Below are 16,864 nucleotides of genomic sequence, written 5' to 3' on the forward strand. Positions count from 1 at the left end.
TAAAAGCGTGATTGGTTTGTAACGAATGATAGTGGGGGGCAGGTCGATGACTGAAAATAACCCCGATTTCAGCGCCTTGCGGCGATCTATGGTTGACCGTCAGATTGCACGGCGCGGCGTACGTGACAAACGGGTGCTTGAGGCAATGGTGCGGGTGCCAAGAGAGCTCTTCGTGCCAAAGCACCTGGCGGATGAGGCCTACGAAGACCATCCGTTGCCCATCGGCTATGGGCAAACGATTTCTCAGCCCTACATTGTTGCTCTGATGGCGGAAGCTTTGGCTCTGCAAGGAAGGGAGCGAGTGCTCGACATAGGCACGGGCTCAGGCTATGCGGCGGCGGTGTTAGCCAGTATGGCGTTGGAAGTGTTCTCGATCGAGCGGATTCCGGAGCTGGTTCATCAGGCCCGGGCGAATCTTGATTGCGCGGGGTTTAGCCAGGTGTATCTACGCTGTGGTGACGGTACGCTGGGGTGGCCTGAAGCTGCACCGTTCGATGGAATTTGCGTGGCTGCGGGTGCGCCCTCAATCCCGGAGGCTCTCAAACAGCAACTGGCGGTCGGCGGAAGGCTGGTTATTCCGATTGGAGAGGAGTACTCGGGCCAGCAGCTTACGTGCATTCGTCGCGTCTCGGAAACCGAGTTTTCCCGCGAAGACTACGGTAGCGTCCGCTTTGTTCCGTTATTGGGTGAAGAGGGGTGGCAGTAGTTGCCCGCCCGCCCATCAGGAACCGAGCATGCCGGCATAGGCTGAGTAGAAGAACGCGCAGGACCCGGCCAGAATGAAAGTCCAGGCGGGGATGATCATCAAAGAACGGGTCGGCTTGTTCATAGCTACCTCCTTCGGTATGGCTAATCTATACGCTGACCCTTTCACTGTAGACCAGGATTGACGAATGTCACGAACTGGTTTTTGAGCAGCAGGTCTCATCTGGGAGCAAAATGGTCAGTGACTGAGGCGTTTATTGTCATTGAGGCTGCCACAAAGTCGGCTAGTATTGAATGAACCTGACGAAGTCACTTCCAGACAACGTGCCTATAACAATAATAAGGAGCCGTAATGGCTATCGATCCTCAAAAAAAGACCTCTGTTCACAGCCTGTTCTATTGGGCAGAGCAGACCCCTGACAAGGTTTATCTGACTCAGCCATACCCGGATGGTTCCGTTGAGGACATCACCTGGGCGCAGGCGGCCGATCAGGTAAGCCGGATGGCGGCCTACCTGGGAACGCTCAATCTTCCAGAAGGTAGCAGCATCGCGATTCTAGGAAAGAACAGCGCCCACTGGGTTCTGGCCGACCTCGCAATATGGGCGGCCGGTCACGTGAGTGTGCCTCTCTATCCGACCCTTAATGGTGAAACAGCGGCCTACGTTCTTGAGCACAGCGGTGCAAGGCTGATGTTTCTCGGTAAGCTGGATGGCACGGCTGATGGCTGGAACGATATCAAGGGTTATATCCCGGCCGAACTGCCGATTATCTCCCTGCCTTTGTCGCCCCGGAATGACACGCCGAAATGGCTGGATATCGTTGCCGGGCAATCGCCGGCGGTGCCAACGCTGCCTGATCCGGATGATTTGGCGACGATTGTTTATACCTCCGGGAGTACCGGTCGCCCGAAGGGCGTGATGCACAGTTTCCGCACCATGATTTCGGTGGCGGACGGATTACAGCAATTGTTTCCGGTTTCTTCCAGCGAACGCATGCTGTCTTATCTTCCGTTGGCTCATGTGGCGGAGCGGGCAGCGGTAGAAACTCAATCGTTGTACTACGGTTTTCACCTTTACTTCGCTAATTCCCTGGAAACGTTTCAGGAGGATCTGCAGCGTGCCAGGCCAACGCTGTTCTTCTCGGTGCCCCGCTTGTGGATGAAGTTCTATCTGGGGGTGAACGCCAAGTTGCCGCCCAAAAAGCAGAAAGTGCTTTTTAATATTCCGATTGTCCGTTCCCTTGTGAAGAAGAAAGTGCTCCGGCAGCTTGGCCTGGACCACTGCCGTGCAGCGCTTACGGGTGCGGCACCGTTGTCCGCTGAGATTATCAGCTGGTATCGGGGGCTGGGGTTAGAGCTGCTGGAGGTGTACGGCATGTCTGAGAACTTTGGTTACTCCCATGCCAATCGCCCCGGCCAGGCCAAAGCCGGCAGTGTCGGTATGGCGAACCCGGGCGTGGAACACCGGATTGGCGAGGGCGGCGAGGTGCAGGTGAAAAGCCCGGGGCAGATGCTCGGCTACTTCAATAATGAAGAGAAAACCCGTGAAGATATTACCGCCGACGGTTTTCTGAAAACCGGTGACATGGGCGAAATTGATCAGGAAGGCTACTTGCGTATTACTGGCCGGGTAAAAGATTTGTTCAAAACCTCCAAGGGCAAATATGTGGTACCGGTGCCTATCGAAAACCGTTTTAATCACCCGATGGCTGAGGTGGTGTGTGTGGCTGGCGCCAATCAGCCCCAGCCATGTCTGATGGTATTGTTGTCAGAGGATGTTCGGGGCGAGCTGGACCGGGGCGCGGATCGTGCCGAGCTGGAACAGGAGCTCGCCCGAGAACTGGATGCCGTCAACGCGGCCAGCGAAGCCCATGAGAAAGTCGCGTTTGTGGTTGTGGTCAGGGAACCCTGGACCATGGAGAACGGAATGCTGACGCCAACGATGAAGATCAAGCGTAACGTGATTGAAGACTTCTATAACCAGAAAATGGACGAGTGGTTTGCTCAGAAACGGAAGGTGATCTGGGAGTTTTGAGGCTGACCTTTGGCCAAAAAAAACGCCGACATGGTTTCATGCCGGCGTTTTTTTTGGGGTTCGCTATGGAAATCAGACGCCGCCTTGTACCTGGGGCAGATCCTGAGCCACGGCTGCAGCCTTGCGGTTGGCAATTCTCAGCTTGCGGCTGATGAATTGGATCCCCTGTTTTACGGCAGCGCGGGTATACTGGCTCCGCATCTCTACACCATTGTGGAGGATGCTGGATGGCAGCGTGCTAACGCTCGCGGTGTGCTTCTGAATCATGGCGCCTTCCTCCTTAACGGGTGGCTGGAATCGTTAACTTGCAAACTATTTTAGGGGTTCTTATTTGCAGTTTGAATACGTTAAAATCCGTACTCATGTTGCGAATATGCAGTAACTATGGACTGGGATTATCTTCGATATATAAGAGCTTTGGCAATAGGCGGCACCTTCGCTAAGGCTGGTGAATTGCTGGGTGTGCATCAAACCACTGTTTTAAGACGACTTGATCAGATGGAAGACTCGTTGGGGCTTCGCTTTTTTGAGCGAAATCGCGATGGCTTGCAGCTGACACCCGTTGGTGAAATGGCCTACCGCGAGGCCGAAAGGCTGGCGGTGGACATGGAGAACCTTGAGCGAAAGCTGGTGGGCCAGGACGGAGCCCCGATTGGCAAAGTCAGAATTGCGGCTGAAGATACGTTGATGAACGAGCTGCTGAGCCCGATTCTTGCTGAGCTGGTTCGTGAGTACCCGGACATTGAGCTGGAGGTGCTTACCGATAACGACGTCGCCAACCTGAGCCACCGAGAAGCGGATTTGACATTACGCCCGGAGAACAAGCCCCAGGCTACGCTGGAAGGCGAGCGTATTGCGGCGATTGATTCGGCAGTCTACGGAGCAGCGAAATACTGCCGACAACATCGGGCAATGGACATCGAAAATCGCCCGGAAGACTGCACCTGGATTGTGCCGGATGAAACCTTCAGCCATCTGGCGACTGGCAGGTGGTACCGCAAGCACCTCAAAAACGCGAGCTCACTGATTCGCTGCAACAGTTTGCAGTCCATGGTTGCATTGGCCAGGTCGGGAGCCGGACTGGCCGTTTTACCCTGCTACCTCGGTGAGCCTGCCAAAGAGCTGCGTCGGATTTCCGATCCCCTTGAAGGTGAAAGCGTGGATCTCTGGCTGCACGTAAACCAGGATACCCAGCAGATGGCGCGAGTGCGGATTGTGATGGAGTTTCTGGCGGAGCGGTTAAAGGCGCTGGAGTCGGCTATCGAGATCAGCAGCACACTTTGAGGCTAGCCTTCTGCGCTGCAAAAGGGCCAGAACTGGTACCAGCGCCAGCACTGGAACTCGGCTTCGCATGACTGCAATTGATTGTGATAGCGAAAAGCGCGGTTCTGAACGTGTTGTGCCAGTGTTTTGATTGCGGGCTTTTGATCAAAACTCCTGCGCGCATAACCCCCGCGGCCTTCGTGGTAGGCCAGGTATAGCTGTTTTGGCGCTGTGAGCGCTATGCCGAGGTGTGTGTGGCTCAGTTGATTGTACCAACCAACAAAATCCAGGGCGTGCTTCATGTCGGTACGGACGGTTGTCCAGTTGCTATCGTTAGCAATCAGGTATTCGCCCCAGGCCGGGTCCAGTGCCTGTGCGTACCCGAAAGCCGTACTCGGTCTTGTCCAGGGGATCAGCCCCCAGAGCCGCGTGCGGGGTGGCCTGGCGTGGCTTCGGAACGACGACTCGTAATAGACGAAAGCCAGCTGGGTTGCGATGGGCGTGCCCCATTTTTCTTGTGAGTCGTGGGCGAAGTCGTACCACTCGGTATGCTCCCTGAAAATCTCACAGATATCGTCCGGATTGGCGGGAGGGTCTGGCGCCAGCAGGCTGAAGCGCAGTGTCGCCCAGGTGCCAATCACCAACCCGAGTAGCGGCAGGCCGTACCAGCTCAGGCGAGCGCGCCACACATTAAATCGCTTGTCGCGGATTTTTCGGCGTTTTCGGGTTTTTCTGCGAAAGATCCCTACCAAACTGTCATCTCCAGGGCCTGTCTATGCTTGCCGCAGAGCCTGTCGGCGTGTCATAAAAACGGTTATTGCTGCCACAGGATAATAGTGAAATGAGATTGACCACCCTAATTAAACCTCTTTTAATCGCGGGGCTTTATGCGTCTGGACTGACCTATGCTGCGCCAGAGGCCCGCACGGTGCTTGAGGCATCGCCAGTCGATGACATTGTTGTTCAGTATCCGGAGATGATGAGCCGCGGCATTCGCGATGGTCTGAAGCAAAGTGGCCAGGTGCCGCCCATGGTGGCAGACACCATCGGGTATGTGGTGAGCAACAGCTTCAGGGCAGAGGATATTGAACAGCGAATCGTCTCGAATCTTGACGCTGCTCTGACCGCCAAACAGCTGTCTGAAGTGCATGAGTGGTACCAGACTCCGGTGGCAAAAAAGATTGCCCGGGCCGAGATAGCCGCTTCCGCACCGGCAGTCTGGCCAGAAATTCGTAGTCGCGCACCGGAGCTGAACAAAGCCCACAAGGGAACAGACCGGGAGAAGCTTTTTGATCGGTTCGACCGTGCATCCCGTGCGACAGAAAGTGCAGTGGATACCGCCATCGCCGTTCAGTTGGGGCTTTCGTCGGCTATGGCCGCGTTGAGCAGTGACTCCGTGCATCATGAACAAATGCGTCAGCAGCTTGAAGCGCAACGCCCGGCCTTGCAGGGAATGGTGGGGCAGCAAGTTTATGACAGCTATCTGTTTACCTACCAGGATATCAGTGCACAAGAGATGGATTTGTATCTGAACTTTCTGGAAAGTGATGCGGGGCGAGAGTTCACCAAAGTGGTGACAGAGAGTATTCAGCAGGCCGTGACCGAACCGATTGAGAATGTTGGCAGCCAGCTAAGCCGGTTTATGAGCCTCGGGCAAAGATAAAGGCAGCCCGCCTGCGGGCCATCGGCTGCAGGCGGGCTGACAGACCTTAGCTGCGGGAGGTCACTTCCAGCAGGTGATAACCGAACTGGGTCTTGATCGGTCCAATAACGGTGTTCAGATCGCTGCTGAATACCGCTTTGTCGAATTCAGGAACCATCTGGCCCGGGCCAAATGAGCCCAGGTCGCCGCCGCTGCGGCCGGAGGGGCAGGAAGAGTGCTGCTTGGCGACTTCTGCGAAATCCTGGCCACCTTCAATGGCTTTTTTCAGTTCTTCACACTTTGCTTCGCTGTCTACCAAAATGTGGCGTGCGGTTGCTTGTGCCATGATCAATATCCTGTGGTTGAATGGTGGTGAATGGACGGAAACGTCAGACCCGAATGCTGCCCGCCTAGCCCGCCGGAGGCAAGTGCTTTTTATCCGTGTTTCTGAGTTATTGAAACTATAACCTGCTCCCCTCTGGCTTAACTGTTGAGCATTTTTCCCTCCGTAAAAGATCAAGAGAGTCAAACAAGATTTTGCTGGACAAATTGCCGGTCACCTGGCCGGACAGGAAAACAGCAAGTATGACCCGATGAAACTGAATTCCAAAAACTGGAAATGGTGTAAGTGCCTATCTATACTGGCTCAAGGGAAATATATTGCCATCATCCGGAATCCTGTGCCGTCGCCACCAACCGGACAAGTACCCGGACAAACTGCCGGTCAGAAACTCAGAATCACCACGCAAATTAAGGTATCAGATGACATCTACGTTGACAGACTCCGTGACCCAGTCAGCTACATTTCAGAACTTCTGAACCTGAAATCGATGAAACGTCGAATCGAAGACTTCGTGGCGAGCAGGGGTGACCTGAAACCCGCTTCTACATGGGTTCTGTATCAAGCGTTCATTCAGGGATCGATCTCACGGTCTGACGCCCTGACACTAACTGGGGAGCGTGATGAGCGGACTGCCCGGCGATTACTTAAAAAGCTTCGCGATCAAGGCTTGCTGGTCGATGCAGATCCAAAGGATAGTCGCTCACCACTTCTTTGGCCTGTTCCGGAACATGCTGAGCCAGTCTATTTCGCAAAACTCTCGCCCCAGTAGGTGGTTTCACGGAAAGCCTGAGCGAGAGTAATTTCGTAAGCAGCTGAAGTCACCCTCCCTGTTTTTCGAAACGCTGCTCAGTAATAACGAGATTGAGGAGGTGGTGACGCTGCCACCAGCGCAGGTTGCGTTTTCAGCGAACAAATCCAAACTTACCCCTATCACCGCTGCACTAATAGCTAATAGGCTGCATCCCGCTTGAATTTCGAAATCATGGAAAGGCAAATGTTCGCTTTGGTGGCGACACGGAGACCTACGATCTTACCGAATCAGCACTGTAACCTTGTTCAGAAGTTATAACCCAGGCCCACGGTATAGGCCCAAATGCCGTCATCCTGGAACGCGTCCGTGGCATCGTCGGTGTCACTGAACAGGAACTGGTACTCGGCGCGCGCCAGGAAATAGGTCTTGGTCTGCACATAGTACTTTAACCCGGCTTCAAGGCCAGCAAAGGCGCTATCCTTGACGCCATCACCATAAATGCCGCCTAGACTCGCGCCGACAAAGGGGCGGGCCCGATCGTCAAGGAACTGATAGTCGAGGTAGCCCCGAGTTGAGCCATTCCAGAAATCATCATTGACGCCCTCGCCTTCAATATCGGCGTAATTGAGACTCTGGCGAATACCGGCGACGAAATCCTTCCGTAAATACCAGCCCAAGTCACCGGTCACACCGAAGCTTCCGCTGTTAAAGTCCCGGTCGTTGCTGCCTGTTCCGGAGAGGGATAGTTCACGGTCGCCCTCGCGCGGGCCAAACTCGGCGGATTGTGCAGATACCTCCAGGGGCAAGGCACCCAGAAGACATAAAGTGATCGCAGCAGTCTTGATTCTGATCATGAGAAGCTCCTTGCTTACATTACTCAGATTGCATTTCCATAATGCGTCAATGAAGATCGGACGCGGGTTGTGGCGCAGCGAATGGTGTAACGTCGATTCGGTGCTAGCCCACCTTCCCAGGATCAGGTTTGGACAGCTGCGCTGTCTGTACGCAAGCACACACAGGGTGAAGAAAGGCTTTCAGGGCCCCCCACCACCGGGTCATCATCGGTTTGACGGTCAACCCGTGAATGATTATCGAGAGTACAACGACCACCAGCGTGATATGGGTAAGCTCCAGGGCCAGCTCTTCCGGCAGGCCGAAAACAACGGCGAACATCAAATAGTAGAGAGAACTGGTTCCCCGAACCCCGAACCAGCCCACCAGCATCTGCAACCGCCAAGGTGCTCCAGAGCAAAGCAAACCAAGAAATACGCTGACCGGCAGAACAACCAAAAAAAATAACCCCAGGCTTACAGCCCGTAGGCTCCAGGAGTCGGTAAACAACATGCCACCCACCAAGACCACCAAGACCAGTTCGGACAAGCGCTCAAGAGGCTGAAGACGCACACCGGCGCTGGTTAGATTCTTCATCCCTAGCCAGAGTGATTTCGGATTGTCGCAGGGAAATGGCGGTAACAAAAATACCCAGGCATTGATCAGCAGGCATACGCCATAGGTCAGGCCAATTAGTCCAAGACCAAGGAAATCGTCCAACAAAGGAACCGTTCTCTCGAGGGATCGATGCCCTCGCACAAGCTGAGCCAGCAACCGACCCGTCAAAAGCCCGACCACAGTGGCCGACACCGTTGACGACAAGACGTCCTTAAGAACCCATCTTCCAAGCAGTTCGTCACTAATTCGCCAGAGACGCAGGTCCGGCCTCTGTGCGCTACCACACCTGAACCGGGCTGTGTTTGTTAACGCACAGACCGTGGCCCGGTTTCTACGCACGATGAAACACCGGTGGCACAGGCTCTGTCTCGAAATGGGCCACCGTCACATGAACCGATTGTCTGGCCAGAGGGCCAAAGGAGCTGATATGAACAAGGACACCATCGAAGGCAACTGGAAAGAACTGAAGGGCAAGGTGAGAGAGCAATGGGGTAAGCTAACGGATGACCGCCTCGATGAGATTGCTGGCCGGCGTGAACAGCTATCCGGCGAGATTCAGCAAGCTTATGGCGTCACCAGAGACGAAGCGGAAAAGCAAATCAAAGACTTCGAACAACTCTCCAAACGCTGATAGACCCGGACCCTGCGTTAATTTAGCTGCCTGCAGGCTTGTTTCGCAGGCAGCATTTCAACGACCAAACCATACGTGCCAGCATTTTTCTTCCGCTCTGTGGGCCAGCGTACAGACCCGACAACGCGGATACCTCAATCTAAATTCCGATGTGGCAATGGATCAGCCAGTACAGGGAGTTGCATCATCCGCCGCAGGGAACGCGGCGCAACCAAAATTACAGGTTCTAGAAAAGGTCATCACTTATGAACAATATCGTTTATATCGTTGGTGCAGTCGTTATCGTTCTGGCAATTCTCTCCTTCCTCGGTTTTCGCTAAGCCGAGACGGATTGAGAGGGGCACAAGTCAACGGTTGAACCCGGGACTCGCTTGGCCCCTGATGCCAGGTCCGCACAGAGCATCTAGAAGGTGCACTGTGCGCTATCAGTGAGAGGGATCATGGTCTACTCAGGCATTATGCTTTATGCGGGGATCTTGGTAACTGCGCTAGTTGTGGGCTTTTTATCACTAAGGGGTGTTAACTCCAGAAACTGCTTCATGAAGGCGGCGCTGTATGATTATTTCCTGAATTCCAACAAGGCCAAACAGGCACTGGCTTGTTGCTTGCTTGTATTGTCAGCTTTTTTTACGTTTACCCCCGGAAAGCCCCTCTGGAACCTCGGTAACCGGTGGCCTGTAAAGTGCTTTTCGGAAAAGGTACGGGTGGTGCATAGGTATTTAGTTATGATGGCTCTGGGTAGGGGGATTTATGAGAACGCTATATACACTCGGGCTGGCGTTTCTACTGGCAGGCTGCGATTCCGGGCCGGGTATTGAAGGCACCTATGTGGCTGACCAATCGGGCTTTGAGTTCATTTTTGATGGCGATGGAACTGTGCGGATGATTGGTTTTTTTGATCAGGCTGTCGATTTTGATTATGAGGTTGCCGATAACGAGATTAAGTTGGTTACGCCGGAGGGAAGGGTGGTGCTGACGCGCCTTGAAAATGGCAACTTTGACAGCCCGTGGGGCGAGATGGTGCGGCAGCGTTAGCGGGGGTGTTCGGCGACAATTAGGATGACCGAGGAAAGACCTGACTCGAACGTTCGCTTTTGTTTAAAAGCTGGAGATCACACTTCGGATCGATAACACCATACTCCGGCTATACTCGGCCAGTTTGTGGTTGCACTGCCTGTCTGTGCTTCTACGGCCTCACAGTCTTGCGTGCAAACCTGTACAATGCCGGCTTTCTTTTGCCGGCGCGGTGCCGGCCCTCACGTTGATAGGTTCCTTTCTTGATCTCCACTGCCAATATCACCATGCAATTCGGGGCCAAGCCCCTGTTTGAAAACGTGTCTGCCAAATTTGGCAGCGGTAATCGTTACGGCCTGATCGGCGCCAACGGCTGCGGCAAGTCCACCCTTATGAAGATCCTGGGTGGCGACCTGGAGCCTTCTGCCGGCCAGGTTATGCTGGAGCCAAACGTTCGCCTGGGTAAATTGCGCCAGGACCAGTTCGCCTATGAAGACTGCACGGTGATCGATACCGTGATCATGGGGCATGAAGATCTGTGGCACGTAAAAAAAGAACGTGACCGCATTTATTCCCTGCCGGAAATGAGCGAAGAAGACGGCATGGCGGTCGCGGACCTGGAAGTGGAGTTTGCCGAGATGGATGGCTACACCGCCGAATCCCGTGCCGGCGAACTGCTGCTGGGCCTGGACATTCCGCTGGAACAGCACAATGGCCCCATGAGCGCCTTGGCTCCCGGCTGGAAGCTGCGCGTATTGCTGGCCCAGGCCCTGTTTTCAGACCCGGACGTGCTGCTGCTGGATGAGCCCACCAACCACCTGGACATCAACACCATCCGTTGGCTGGAAAGCATTCTGGTTGCCCGTAACAGCACCATGATCATCATCTCTCACGACCGTCACTTCCTGAACAGCGTTTGCACGCACATGGCGGATCTGGATTATGGTGAGCTGCGCCTGTTCCCGGGCAACTACGACGAATACATGACCGCCGCCACCCAGGCCCGCGAGCGCATGCTGTCAGACAATGCCAAGAAGAAGGCCCAGATCGCCGAGCTGCAGCAGTTTGTCAGCCGGTTCTCCGCCAACGCTTCCAAGGCCAAGCAGGCAACGTCCCGTGCCCGGCAGATCGACAAGATCCAGCTGGAAGAGGTCAAACCCTCCAGCCGGGTAAGCCCGTTTATCCGCTTTGAACAGCACAAGAAGCTACATCGCCAGGCGGTGACGCTGCACGGTCTGACCAAGGGGTTCGATGAAGGCCCTCTGTTCAAGAACCTGAATCTGCAGATTGAGGCCGGCGAGCGCGTGGCGATTATCGGCCCCAACGGTATTGGTAAAACCACGCTGTTGCAGTGTCTGGCCGGAGCCTACGAGCCGGACAGCGGTGAGGTGAAATGGCCCGACAGTGCGCAAGTGGGGTATTTCGCCCAGGATCACACGGCAGACTTTGCCCAGGACGATACGTTGTCTGACTGGATGGCGCAGTGGACCACCGGTGGCGAGCAGCTGGTGCGTGGTACCTTGGGTCGGATGCTGTTTTCCGGCGATGACATCGGTAAATCGGTACGGGTGATTTCGGGTGGTGAGCAGGGTCGCATGCTGTTCGGCAAGCTGATTCTGCAACGGCCGAACGTGATGCTGATGGATGAGCCCACCAACCACCTGGATATGGAGTCCATCGAGGCGCTGAACCTGGCGTTGGAGAACTATCCGGGCACGCTGATCTTCGTCAGCCATGACCGGGAGTTTGTGTCTTCGCTGGCGACTCGGATCATCGAGTTGAAGCCGGATGGCATTACCGACTTCAGTGGTACCTATGATGACTATCTTCGGAGTCAGGGTTACTTCTAAGCTTTAGCTTGGTAGCCCGGCCTCATCTCCACTTGGGTGCCGGCGGGCGTGTGGGTAGAGCCATCCATGGCTCCGCACAGTTTTGGAAGGCTCTACCCACACGCCCGCTCATGCTTTTGAGTGGGCGTCGACTGAATTAAGGAAATGAAGATGAGCGAAGCTCAAATTGTGAATGTTACCCGCAAATGGGTTGAAGACGTTGTGGTTGGCTATAACCTTTGCCCGTTTGCGAAGCGGGAGCTGGTGAAAGACCGGGTTCGCTTTGTGGTGACGGACGCGGCGAACGAAGACGATTTACTGAAAGCCCTGCATGCCGAGTTGCAGCGCCTTGAAGACGAACCGGATATCGAGACCACGCTGTTGATTCATCCGGGTGTGTTGCAGGACTTTGAGACCTACAACGAGTTTCTGGACACCGCCGAAGGCCTGGTGGCGTATCTCGAGCTGGAAGGGGTTTATCAGGTCGCCAGTTTTCACCCGGACTACCAGTTTGCCGAGACCGAGACAGATGCGGCGGAGAATTACACCAATCGTTCTCCATACCCAATGCTGCACTTGTTGCGGGAAGCGAGTCTTGAGGCGGCGATTGACAGTTATCCGGACGTGGATGGCATTCCCGACCGAAACATCGCGCTGATGAATGAGCTTGGTGCGGATAAGATGCGGAGTATTCTTACGGCATGCCTTAAGAGTTCAGTTTAAGGGCGGCCGGCAAAATAATAGAGAGGAACGGTTGGGGAGGCGCTTTCAAAACTGTGCGGAGCCATGGATGGCGGAGCCCAAGCGCCCCAGGGATGGGCCGAAGGAGCGTGTTTTGAAAGCGCCTCCCCAACCGTGACCGCACAGACTAGACGGCTTGGAGTAAGAAACTCCGAACTAGAACCTTGCCCGCAATCCAGACCAAATATAAGAGCGAGAGCCAATGGGACTGCTTTTCGAACAAATTGACAGCCAACCCTCGGTGATCGGGGAAATCACGTTGCGCCGCCGCAAGATTCCGGCACTGGGTGACCGCGACATCTACGAAGTAAAGCTGGGCGAAGAGTTCCTCATGTCCAGCATGTTCGTGGATGCCGAAGTGGCCCTGTCAGACCTCGGGCTGGCAGAAACCGAAGGCGACAACCTGTGCGTTGTGGTGGGTGGTCTGGGCCTCGGCTACACCGCCGTTGCGGCGCTCAAACACCCACGTGTTAGCGAACTGCTCGTTGTCGAATACCTGCAGCCCGTCATCGGCTGGCACCAGCAGGAGTTCGTGCCCCTCGGCAAAGACCTTAATGCCGACCCGCGCAGCCGCTACATCCATGGCAGCTTCTTCGACATGGCCATTGCCGACCCCAAAACCGGCGGCTTTGACCCAGCAGCCCCTGGCAAACAATTCGACGCCATCCTGCTCGACATCGACCACTCGCCCCGGGCCCTGCTGCACGACTCCAGTGCCAGCTTTTACACCACACACAACATCAGACTGATGGCCCGGCAACTGAAGCCCCGGGGGATTTTTGCCATGTGGTCCAACGAAGGTGAAGATGAGGAGTTCATGGCCGTGTTGAGGGAGGTGTTCATTGAGGTAGACTGCCACGTTGTAAGCTTCTTTAACCCGTTCCAGAACCGGGAATCGTTCAATACCGTCTACGTGGCCCGCAAGCCGGACTGATACTCCTTCGTCCCTCGCCTGATTCGTCGATATGTGACCTGTTAATGACTGAACTTTCCTTGACCCAGTATCTGCTGATTGCGCTGGTGTTTGTCTGGAGCGGTTTCGTTCGCTCCGGGCTGGCGTTCGGCGGTGCGGTGCTGTCGCTGCCATTTCTGTTGCTGATCCATAACGATCCATTGGTGTATTTGCCGATCATTTCGGTACACCTGCTGGTGTTCTCCTCCCTGACCATCTGGATGAACAATCGCAGGCGTGCGGTCCCGAGTGCACCGGGTGATGGTGTCCGGCCTGAGGGCACGGTGGACTGGACCTACCTGCGAAAAATTCTCGCCATCATGATCGTGCCCAAACTGATCGGAGTGTTCGGTCTGATTACCCTGCCATCAGCGGTGATGAGCTCGATCATTTTCGTGATTGTTTCGGTGTACGCCGTCTCTTACATCCTCAACAGGCCTTTTCGCAGCAAAAGCCCCTTTGTGGACACGGTGTTTTTGATGTTGGGCGGCTATATCAGTGGTACCTCGCTGATCGGGGCCCCGTTGATCATTGCGGTAGTGGCCCAGCATCTTCCGAAAGAGCGTTTAAGGGACACCTTGTTTGCGCTCTGGTTCATTCTGGTGACAATCAAGATGGCCGCGTTCATCTGGGCGGGCATTGACCTGCAGCTGATTCATCACCTGTGGCTGCTGCCATGTGCCGCCGTAGGGCATATGTTGGGGTTGTGGTTCCACGACCACATGCTTAAGTCTGAACCCCGGATGTTTTTCCGGTTTCTGGGTGTTGTACTGCTGGTTGTGAGTTCATTGGGATTGTGGCGGGGGTTGGCGGGCTGACTCGCCCGCCGATGCCCGTTTACAGCAGGTTGTAGATAAACACCACAGCAACCGCCACCGGGGTAATGAAGCGCACGGTTACAAACCACAGGTTGAACATCGCCGGTGACAAAGACAGCTCGTTCTCCATGGCCTGGCGCGACATCACCCAGCCTGCGAACAGGGCAACCAGCAAGCCGCCTAACGGAAGCAGGATGTTAGCGGTGAAGAAGTCCAGCAGGTCGAAGATGGTCTTGCCTTCGAGCATGGGCACGAAGCCCAGCGGAGCGAAATCCGCCCACAGATTCAGGGACAGGATCGAGGCAATGCCCAGGGCCCAGCAGACAGTGCCGGCCGCGATGGTGCTGACGGTGCGGTTCATGCCTTTCTGCTCTTCCAGCCATTCCACAATCGGCTCCAGGAGCGAAATCCCCGACGTCCAGGCAGCAAACACCAGCAGCACAAAGAATAGAGTCCCAAACAGCGCACCCATGGGCATCTGGCCAAAGGCCAGCGGTAGGGTCTGGAAGATCAATCCGGGGCCGGCGCCGGGCTCGAGACCGTTGGCAAAGACAATCGGGAAGATGGCGAGGCCCGCGAGCAGCGCAACCCCGGTATCGATGACGGATACGGTAATGGAGGTTTTGGCGATGGAGATGTTTTTGGGCAAATAGGAGCCATAAGCCATCATCACCGCCATACCGAGGCTCAGAGTAAAGAACGCATGGCCGAGGGCGACCAGAATGCCGGAGGTGGTGAGTTTGGAGAAGTCAGGCTGGAACAGGAAGGCCGCGGCCTGGCCAAAGTGCCCGGTGGTCATGGCATAGCCCACGACGATCAGCAGCAGAACGAACAACGCGGGCATCAGAATACTCACTGCCCGCTCCAGCCCGGACCGCACACCTCTGGCAACCACGACCATTACCAGCGCCATGAACAGGGTGTGCCAGGTCAGCAGGGTGGCCGGATCGCTGAGCAGTCCTGAGAAGATCGCGCCAACCGTCTCGGCCGACTGGCCGGCGAGTTGGCCGCTGGCGGTGGTGCCGACGTAGGAAATGGCCCAGCCGCCGATCACCGAATAGAACGAAAGAATCAGGAAGCCGGCCAGAACGCCCACCACGCCCACCAGTTTCCAGGCCGGTTTCAGCCGGTCGCGTTCGGTAATCAGGCGCAGGCTGTTAACCGGGCTGCGGCCACCACGGCGGCCGATCATGACTTCCGCCATCATGATGGGAATGCCGACGATGGCGATGCAGAGCAGGTACACCAGAACAAAGGCTCCGCCGCCGTTCTCGCCGGTAACATAGGGGAACTTCCAGATATTGCCCAGGCCTACGGCAGAGCCCGTAGCGGCAAGGATAAAAGCAAGGCGTGACGACCAGAGGCCGCGTTTGGCGTTGGAACCTTCAAGCTCACCTGAAAAGGTGGCCGAACCTGATGACGTGACAGACATGACAATCTCCTGCGGTACTTGTTGTTGTCAGGAATTAAAAAGGGGTAGCTGCAAACCTTTACAGCTACCCAGGAAGGCGCGCCGGAGTCAGGTTACCCGGCGCATGCCAACCGCTCAGGCGCCAGCCCGGCACCCGCGGTATGCTTTTGAAACCGTTCCTCGGCCAGTTCATTGGCGATGGCTCCGGTCGGGCGGGCCGCTCGGTCGGAACGATTGAAAATTTCGGTCAGGGTGTCGCCAATGCGTTCAACATGGGCGCGCACCGTGTCCGGTGTCGCACCGGTGCGCTCGTAGAACACATCGATGATGCCCCCGGCGTTGATGGCGAAGTCCGGGGCATAGAGAATGCCGCGCTCTTGCAGCATGGCGTCATGCCTTGGGTGTGCGAGCAGGTTGTTGGCTGCGCCGGCGACAATGGTGGCCCTGAGCTGCGGGATGCTGTCGTCGTTCAATACCGCGCCCATGGCGCAGGGTGCGACCACATCGACGGGCAGGTACAGAATGTCTTCGGCGGTCGCCGGTTTTGCGCCCAATTGTTCTACCGCCCGGCGCATGTTGTCTTCGTGGATGTCATAGACCCAGAGCTCCGCCCCGGCGTGTTTAAGGTGTTGGGCGAGCCGGTATCCGACGTTGCCAATGCCCTGGATGGCGACTTTCAAACCGGTGAGATCGGTTCTGCCCAGCTTGTGCTGAACCGCAGCTTGCAGGCCAATAAAGGTGCCGTACGCGGTGGCCGGGGAGGGGTCGCCGTTGCTGGGCTTGCCATCAAAGCCAGTGCGGGCCGCAATGCCGGCTACGTGCCTGGTGTGCTGGCCCATCACCTTGAGATCCGGCACGCTGGTGCCGGAGTCCTCGGCGGCGATGTATTGGCCGCCCAGGCTTTCCAGGTGTCGGCCCATGGCTTGCATTAGCGCGTCGGTTTTGTCTTTGCGAGGGTCGCCGATGATCACCGATTTGCCGCCACCCAGGTCGAGATTGGCGAGCGCGGATTTGTAGGTCATGCCCCGGGACAGGCGCAATACATCGCGCAGGGCTTCTTCATCGGAGGTATAGGGAAACATCCGGCAACCGCCAAGGGCAGGGCCCCGTGAGGTATTGTGGATAGCGACGATGGCTTTCAGACCGGTTTCCGGATCACAGAAAAACGACAGGTGTTCGTGGTTGTCAAACTCGGGATGGCTGAATACGTTCATGGCGTTTTGCCTCTCTTCGATGGCCACGGCTACCCTTGTGAGGCCTGCCGTGGCTGTTTGTTGTTT

18 protein-coding genes are annotated in these 16,864 nt (G+C 55.9%); 11 read left to right on the forward strand and 7 right to left on the reverse strand.

The window, feature by feature from the left end:
- The first annotated feature begins 46 nt into the window (after nt 1-46).
- Together QPL95_RS08090 and QPL95_RS08095 are read left to right on the forward strand one after the other, a co-directional pair.
- Nucleotides 47-706, forward strand: coding sequence for a protein-L-isoaspartate(D-aspartate) O-methyltransferase (locus tag QPL95_RS08090; RefSeq protein WP_303290475.1), 660 nt, complete (start codon nt 47-49; stop codon nt 704-706).
- A gap of 351 nt (nt 707-1,057) precedes the next feature.
- Nucleotides 1,058-2,740 (forward strand): AMP-binding protein, encoded by a 1,683-nt coding sequence (locus QPL95_RS08095; protein ID WP_303290476.1) that lies wholly within the window; start codon nt 1,058-1,060, stop codon nt 2,738-2,740.
- Between the two features lie 72 nt (nt 2,741-2,812).
- On the opposite strand, the gene QPL95_RS08100 is transcribed toward QPL95_RS08095, so the two are convergent.
- Nucleotides 2,813-3,007, reverse strand: a complete 195-nt coding sequence (locus QPL95_RS08100; RefSeq protein ID WP_303290477.1) for a hypothetical protein — start codon at nt 3,005-3,007, stop codon at nt 2,813-2,815.
- Nucleotides 3,008-3,124: 117 nt separating this feature from the next.
- Here QPL95_RS08100 and QPL95_RS08105 point away from each other — a divergent pair, with 117 nt between their 5' ends.
- On the forward strand, nt 3,125-4,024 hold the full coding sequence (locus QPL95_RS08105; protein WP_303290478.1) for a LysR family transcriptional regulator: 900 nt from the start codon (nt 3,125-3,127) through the stop codon (nt 4,022-4,024).
- Between the two features lie 2 nt (nt 4,025-4,026).
- Here the strand turns inward: QPL95_RS08105 and QPL95_RS08110 are convergent, their stop codons facing one another.
- Nucleotides 4,027-4,677 (reverse strand): lysozyme-like domain containing protein, encoded by a 651-nt coding sequence (locus QPL95_RS08110; protein WP_303290817.1) that lies wholly within the window; start codon nt 4,675-4,677, stop codon nt 4,027-4,029.
- Nucleotides 4,678-4,844: 167 nt separating this feature from the next.
- On the opposite strand from QPL95_RS08110, the gene QPL95_RS08115 reads away from it, so the two are divergent.
- Nucleotides 4,845-5,666 (forward strand): DUF2059 domain-containing protein, encoded by an 822-nt coding sequence (locus tag QPL95_RS08115; RefSeq protein WP_303290479.1) that lies wholly within the window; start codon nt 4,845-4,847, stop codon nt 5,664-5,666.
- Between the two features lie 46 nt (nt 5,667-5,712).
- Here QPL95_RS08115 and QPL95_RS08120 read toward each other — a convergent pair whose 3' ends face one another.
- Nucleotides 5,713-5,991 carry a peptidylprolyl isomerase gene (locus QPL95_RS08120; RefSeq protein WP_303290480.1) on the reverse strand — a complete coding sequence of 93 codons (279 nt, stop codon included), beginning with the start codon at nt 5,989-5,991 and terminating at the stop codon, nt 5,713-5,715.
- 247 nt (nt 5,992-6,238) lie between these two features.
- Here QPL95_RS08120 and QPL95_RS08125 point away from each other — a divergent pair, with 247 nt between their 5' ends.
- Nucleotides 6,239-6,757: a hypothetical protein gene (locus tag QPL95_RS08125; RefSeq protein ID WP_303290481.1), complete on the forward strand. Its 519-nt coding sequence runs from the start codon at nt 6,239-6,241 to the stop codon at nt 6,755-6,757.
- A 287-nt stretch (nt 6,758-7,044) separates the two neighbouring features.
- On the opposite strand, the gene QPL95_RS08130 is transcribed toward QPL95_RS08125, so the two are convergent.
- Together QPL95_RS08130 and QPL95_RS08135 are read right to left on the reverse strand one after the other, a co-directional pair.
- The gene (locus QPL95_RS08130; protein ID WP_303290482.1) at nt 7,045-7,593 is read right to left on the reverse strand and encodes an outer membrane beta-barrel protein; all 549 of its coding nucleotides are present in this window, start codon (nt 7,591-7,593) and stop codon (nt 7,045-7,047) included.
- Nucleotides 7,594-7,696: 103 nt separating this feature from the next.
- The gene (locus QPL95_RS08135; RefSeq protein ID WP_303290483.1) at nt 7,697-8,290 is read right to left on the reverse strand and encodes a cation:proton antiporter; all 594 of its coding nucleotides are present in this window, start codon (nt 8,288-8,290) and stop codon (nt 7,697-7,699) included.
- A gap of 325 nt (nt 8,291-8,615) precedes the next feature.
- On the opposite strand from QPL95_RS08135, the gene QPL95_RS08140 reads away from it, so the two are divergent.
- From QPL95_RS08140 to QPL95_RS08165, 6 genes are all read left to right on the forward strand, one after another.
- A complete protein-coding gene (locus tag QPL95_RS08140) occupies nt 8,616-8,819 on the forward strand; it encodes a CsbD family protein (RefSeq protein ID WP_303290484.1) in 204 nt (67 codons plus the stop codon).
- A 750-nt stretch (nt 8,820-9,569) separates the two neighbouring features.
- A complete protein-coding gene (locus QPL95_RS08145) occupies nt 9,570-9,854 on the forward strand; it encodes a hypothetical protein (protein WP_303290485.1) in 285 nt (94 codons plus the stop codon).
- Between the two features lie 242 nt (nt 9,855-10,096).
- Complete coding sequence (locus tag QPL95_RS08150; protein WP_303290486.1) at nt 10,097-11,683, forward strand: ABC-F family ATPase; 1,587 nt, start codon at nt 10,097-10,099, stop codon at nt 11,681-11,683.
- Nucleotides 11,684-11,833: 150 nt separating this feature from the next.
- A complete protein-coding gene (locus QPL95_RS08155) occupies nt 11,834-12,385 on the forward strand; it encodes a DUF1415 domain-containing protein (RefSeq protein ID WP_303290487.1) in 552 nt (183 codons plus the stop codon).
- Between the two features lie 220 nt (nt 12,386-12,605).
- On the forward strand, nt 12,606-13,337 hold the full coding sequence (locus tag QPL95_RS08160) for a spermidine synthase (protein ID WP_303290488.1): 732 nt from the start codon (nt 12,606-12,608) through the stop codon (nt 13,335-13,337).
- A 44-nt stretch (nt 13,338-13,381) separates the two neighbouring features.
- Nucleotides 13,382-14,173, forward strand: coding sequence for a sulfite exporter TauE/SafE family protein (locus tag QPL95_RS08165; RefSeq protein ID WP_303290489.1), 792 nt, complete (start codon nt 13,382-13,384; stop codon nt 14,171-14,173).
- Between the two features lie 19 nt (nt 14,174-14,192).
- On the opposite strand, the gene QPL95_RS08170 is transcribed toward QPL95_RS08165, so the two are convergent.
- The gene (locus QPL95_RS08170) at nt 14,193-15,605 is read right to left on the reverse strand and encodes a sodium-dependent transporter (RefSeq protein ID WP_303290490.1); all 1,413 of its coding nucleotides are present in this window, start codon (nt 15,603-15,605) and stop codon (nt 14,193-14,195) included.
- A gap of 92 nt (nt 15,606-15,697) precedes the next feature.
- Nucleotides 15,698-16,798 carry a Glu/Leu/Phe/Val dehydrogenase gene (locus QPL95_RS08175; protein WP_303290491.1) on the reverse strand — a complete coding sequence of 367 codons (1,101 nt, stop codon included), beginning with the start codon at nt 16,796-16,798 and terminating at the stop codon, nt 15,698-15,700.
- Nucleotides 16,799-16,864 lie beyond the last annotated feature (66 nt).

The sequence above is a fragment of the Marinobacter sp. SS5-14b genome (assembly GCF_030541005.1).
Classification (GTDB): Bacteria; Pseudomonadota; Gammaproteobacteria; order Pseudomonadales; family Oleiphilaceae; genus Marinobacter.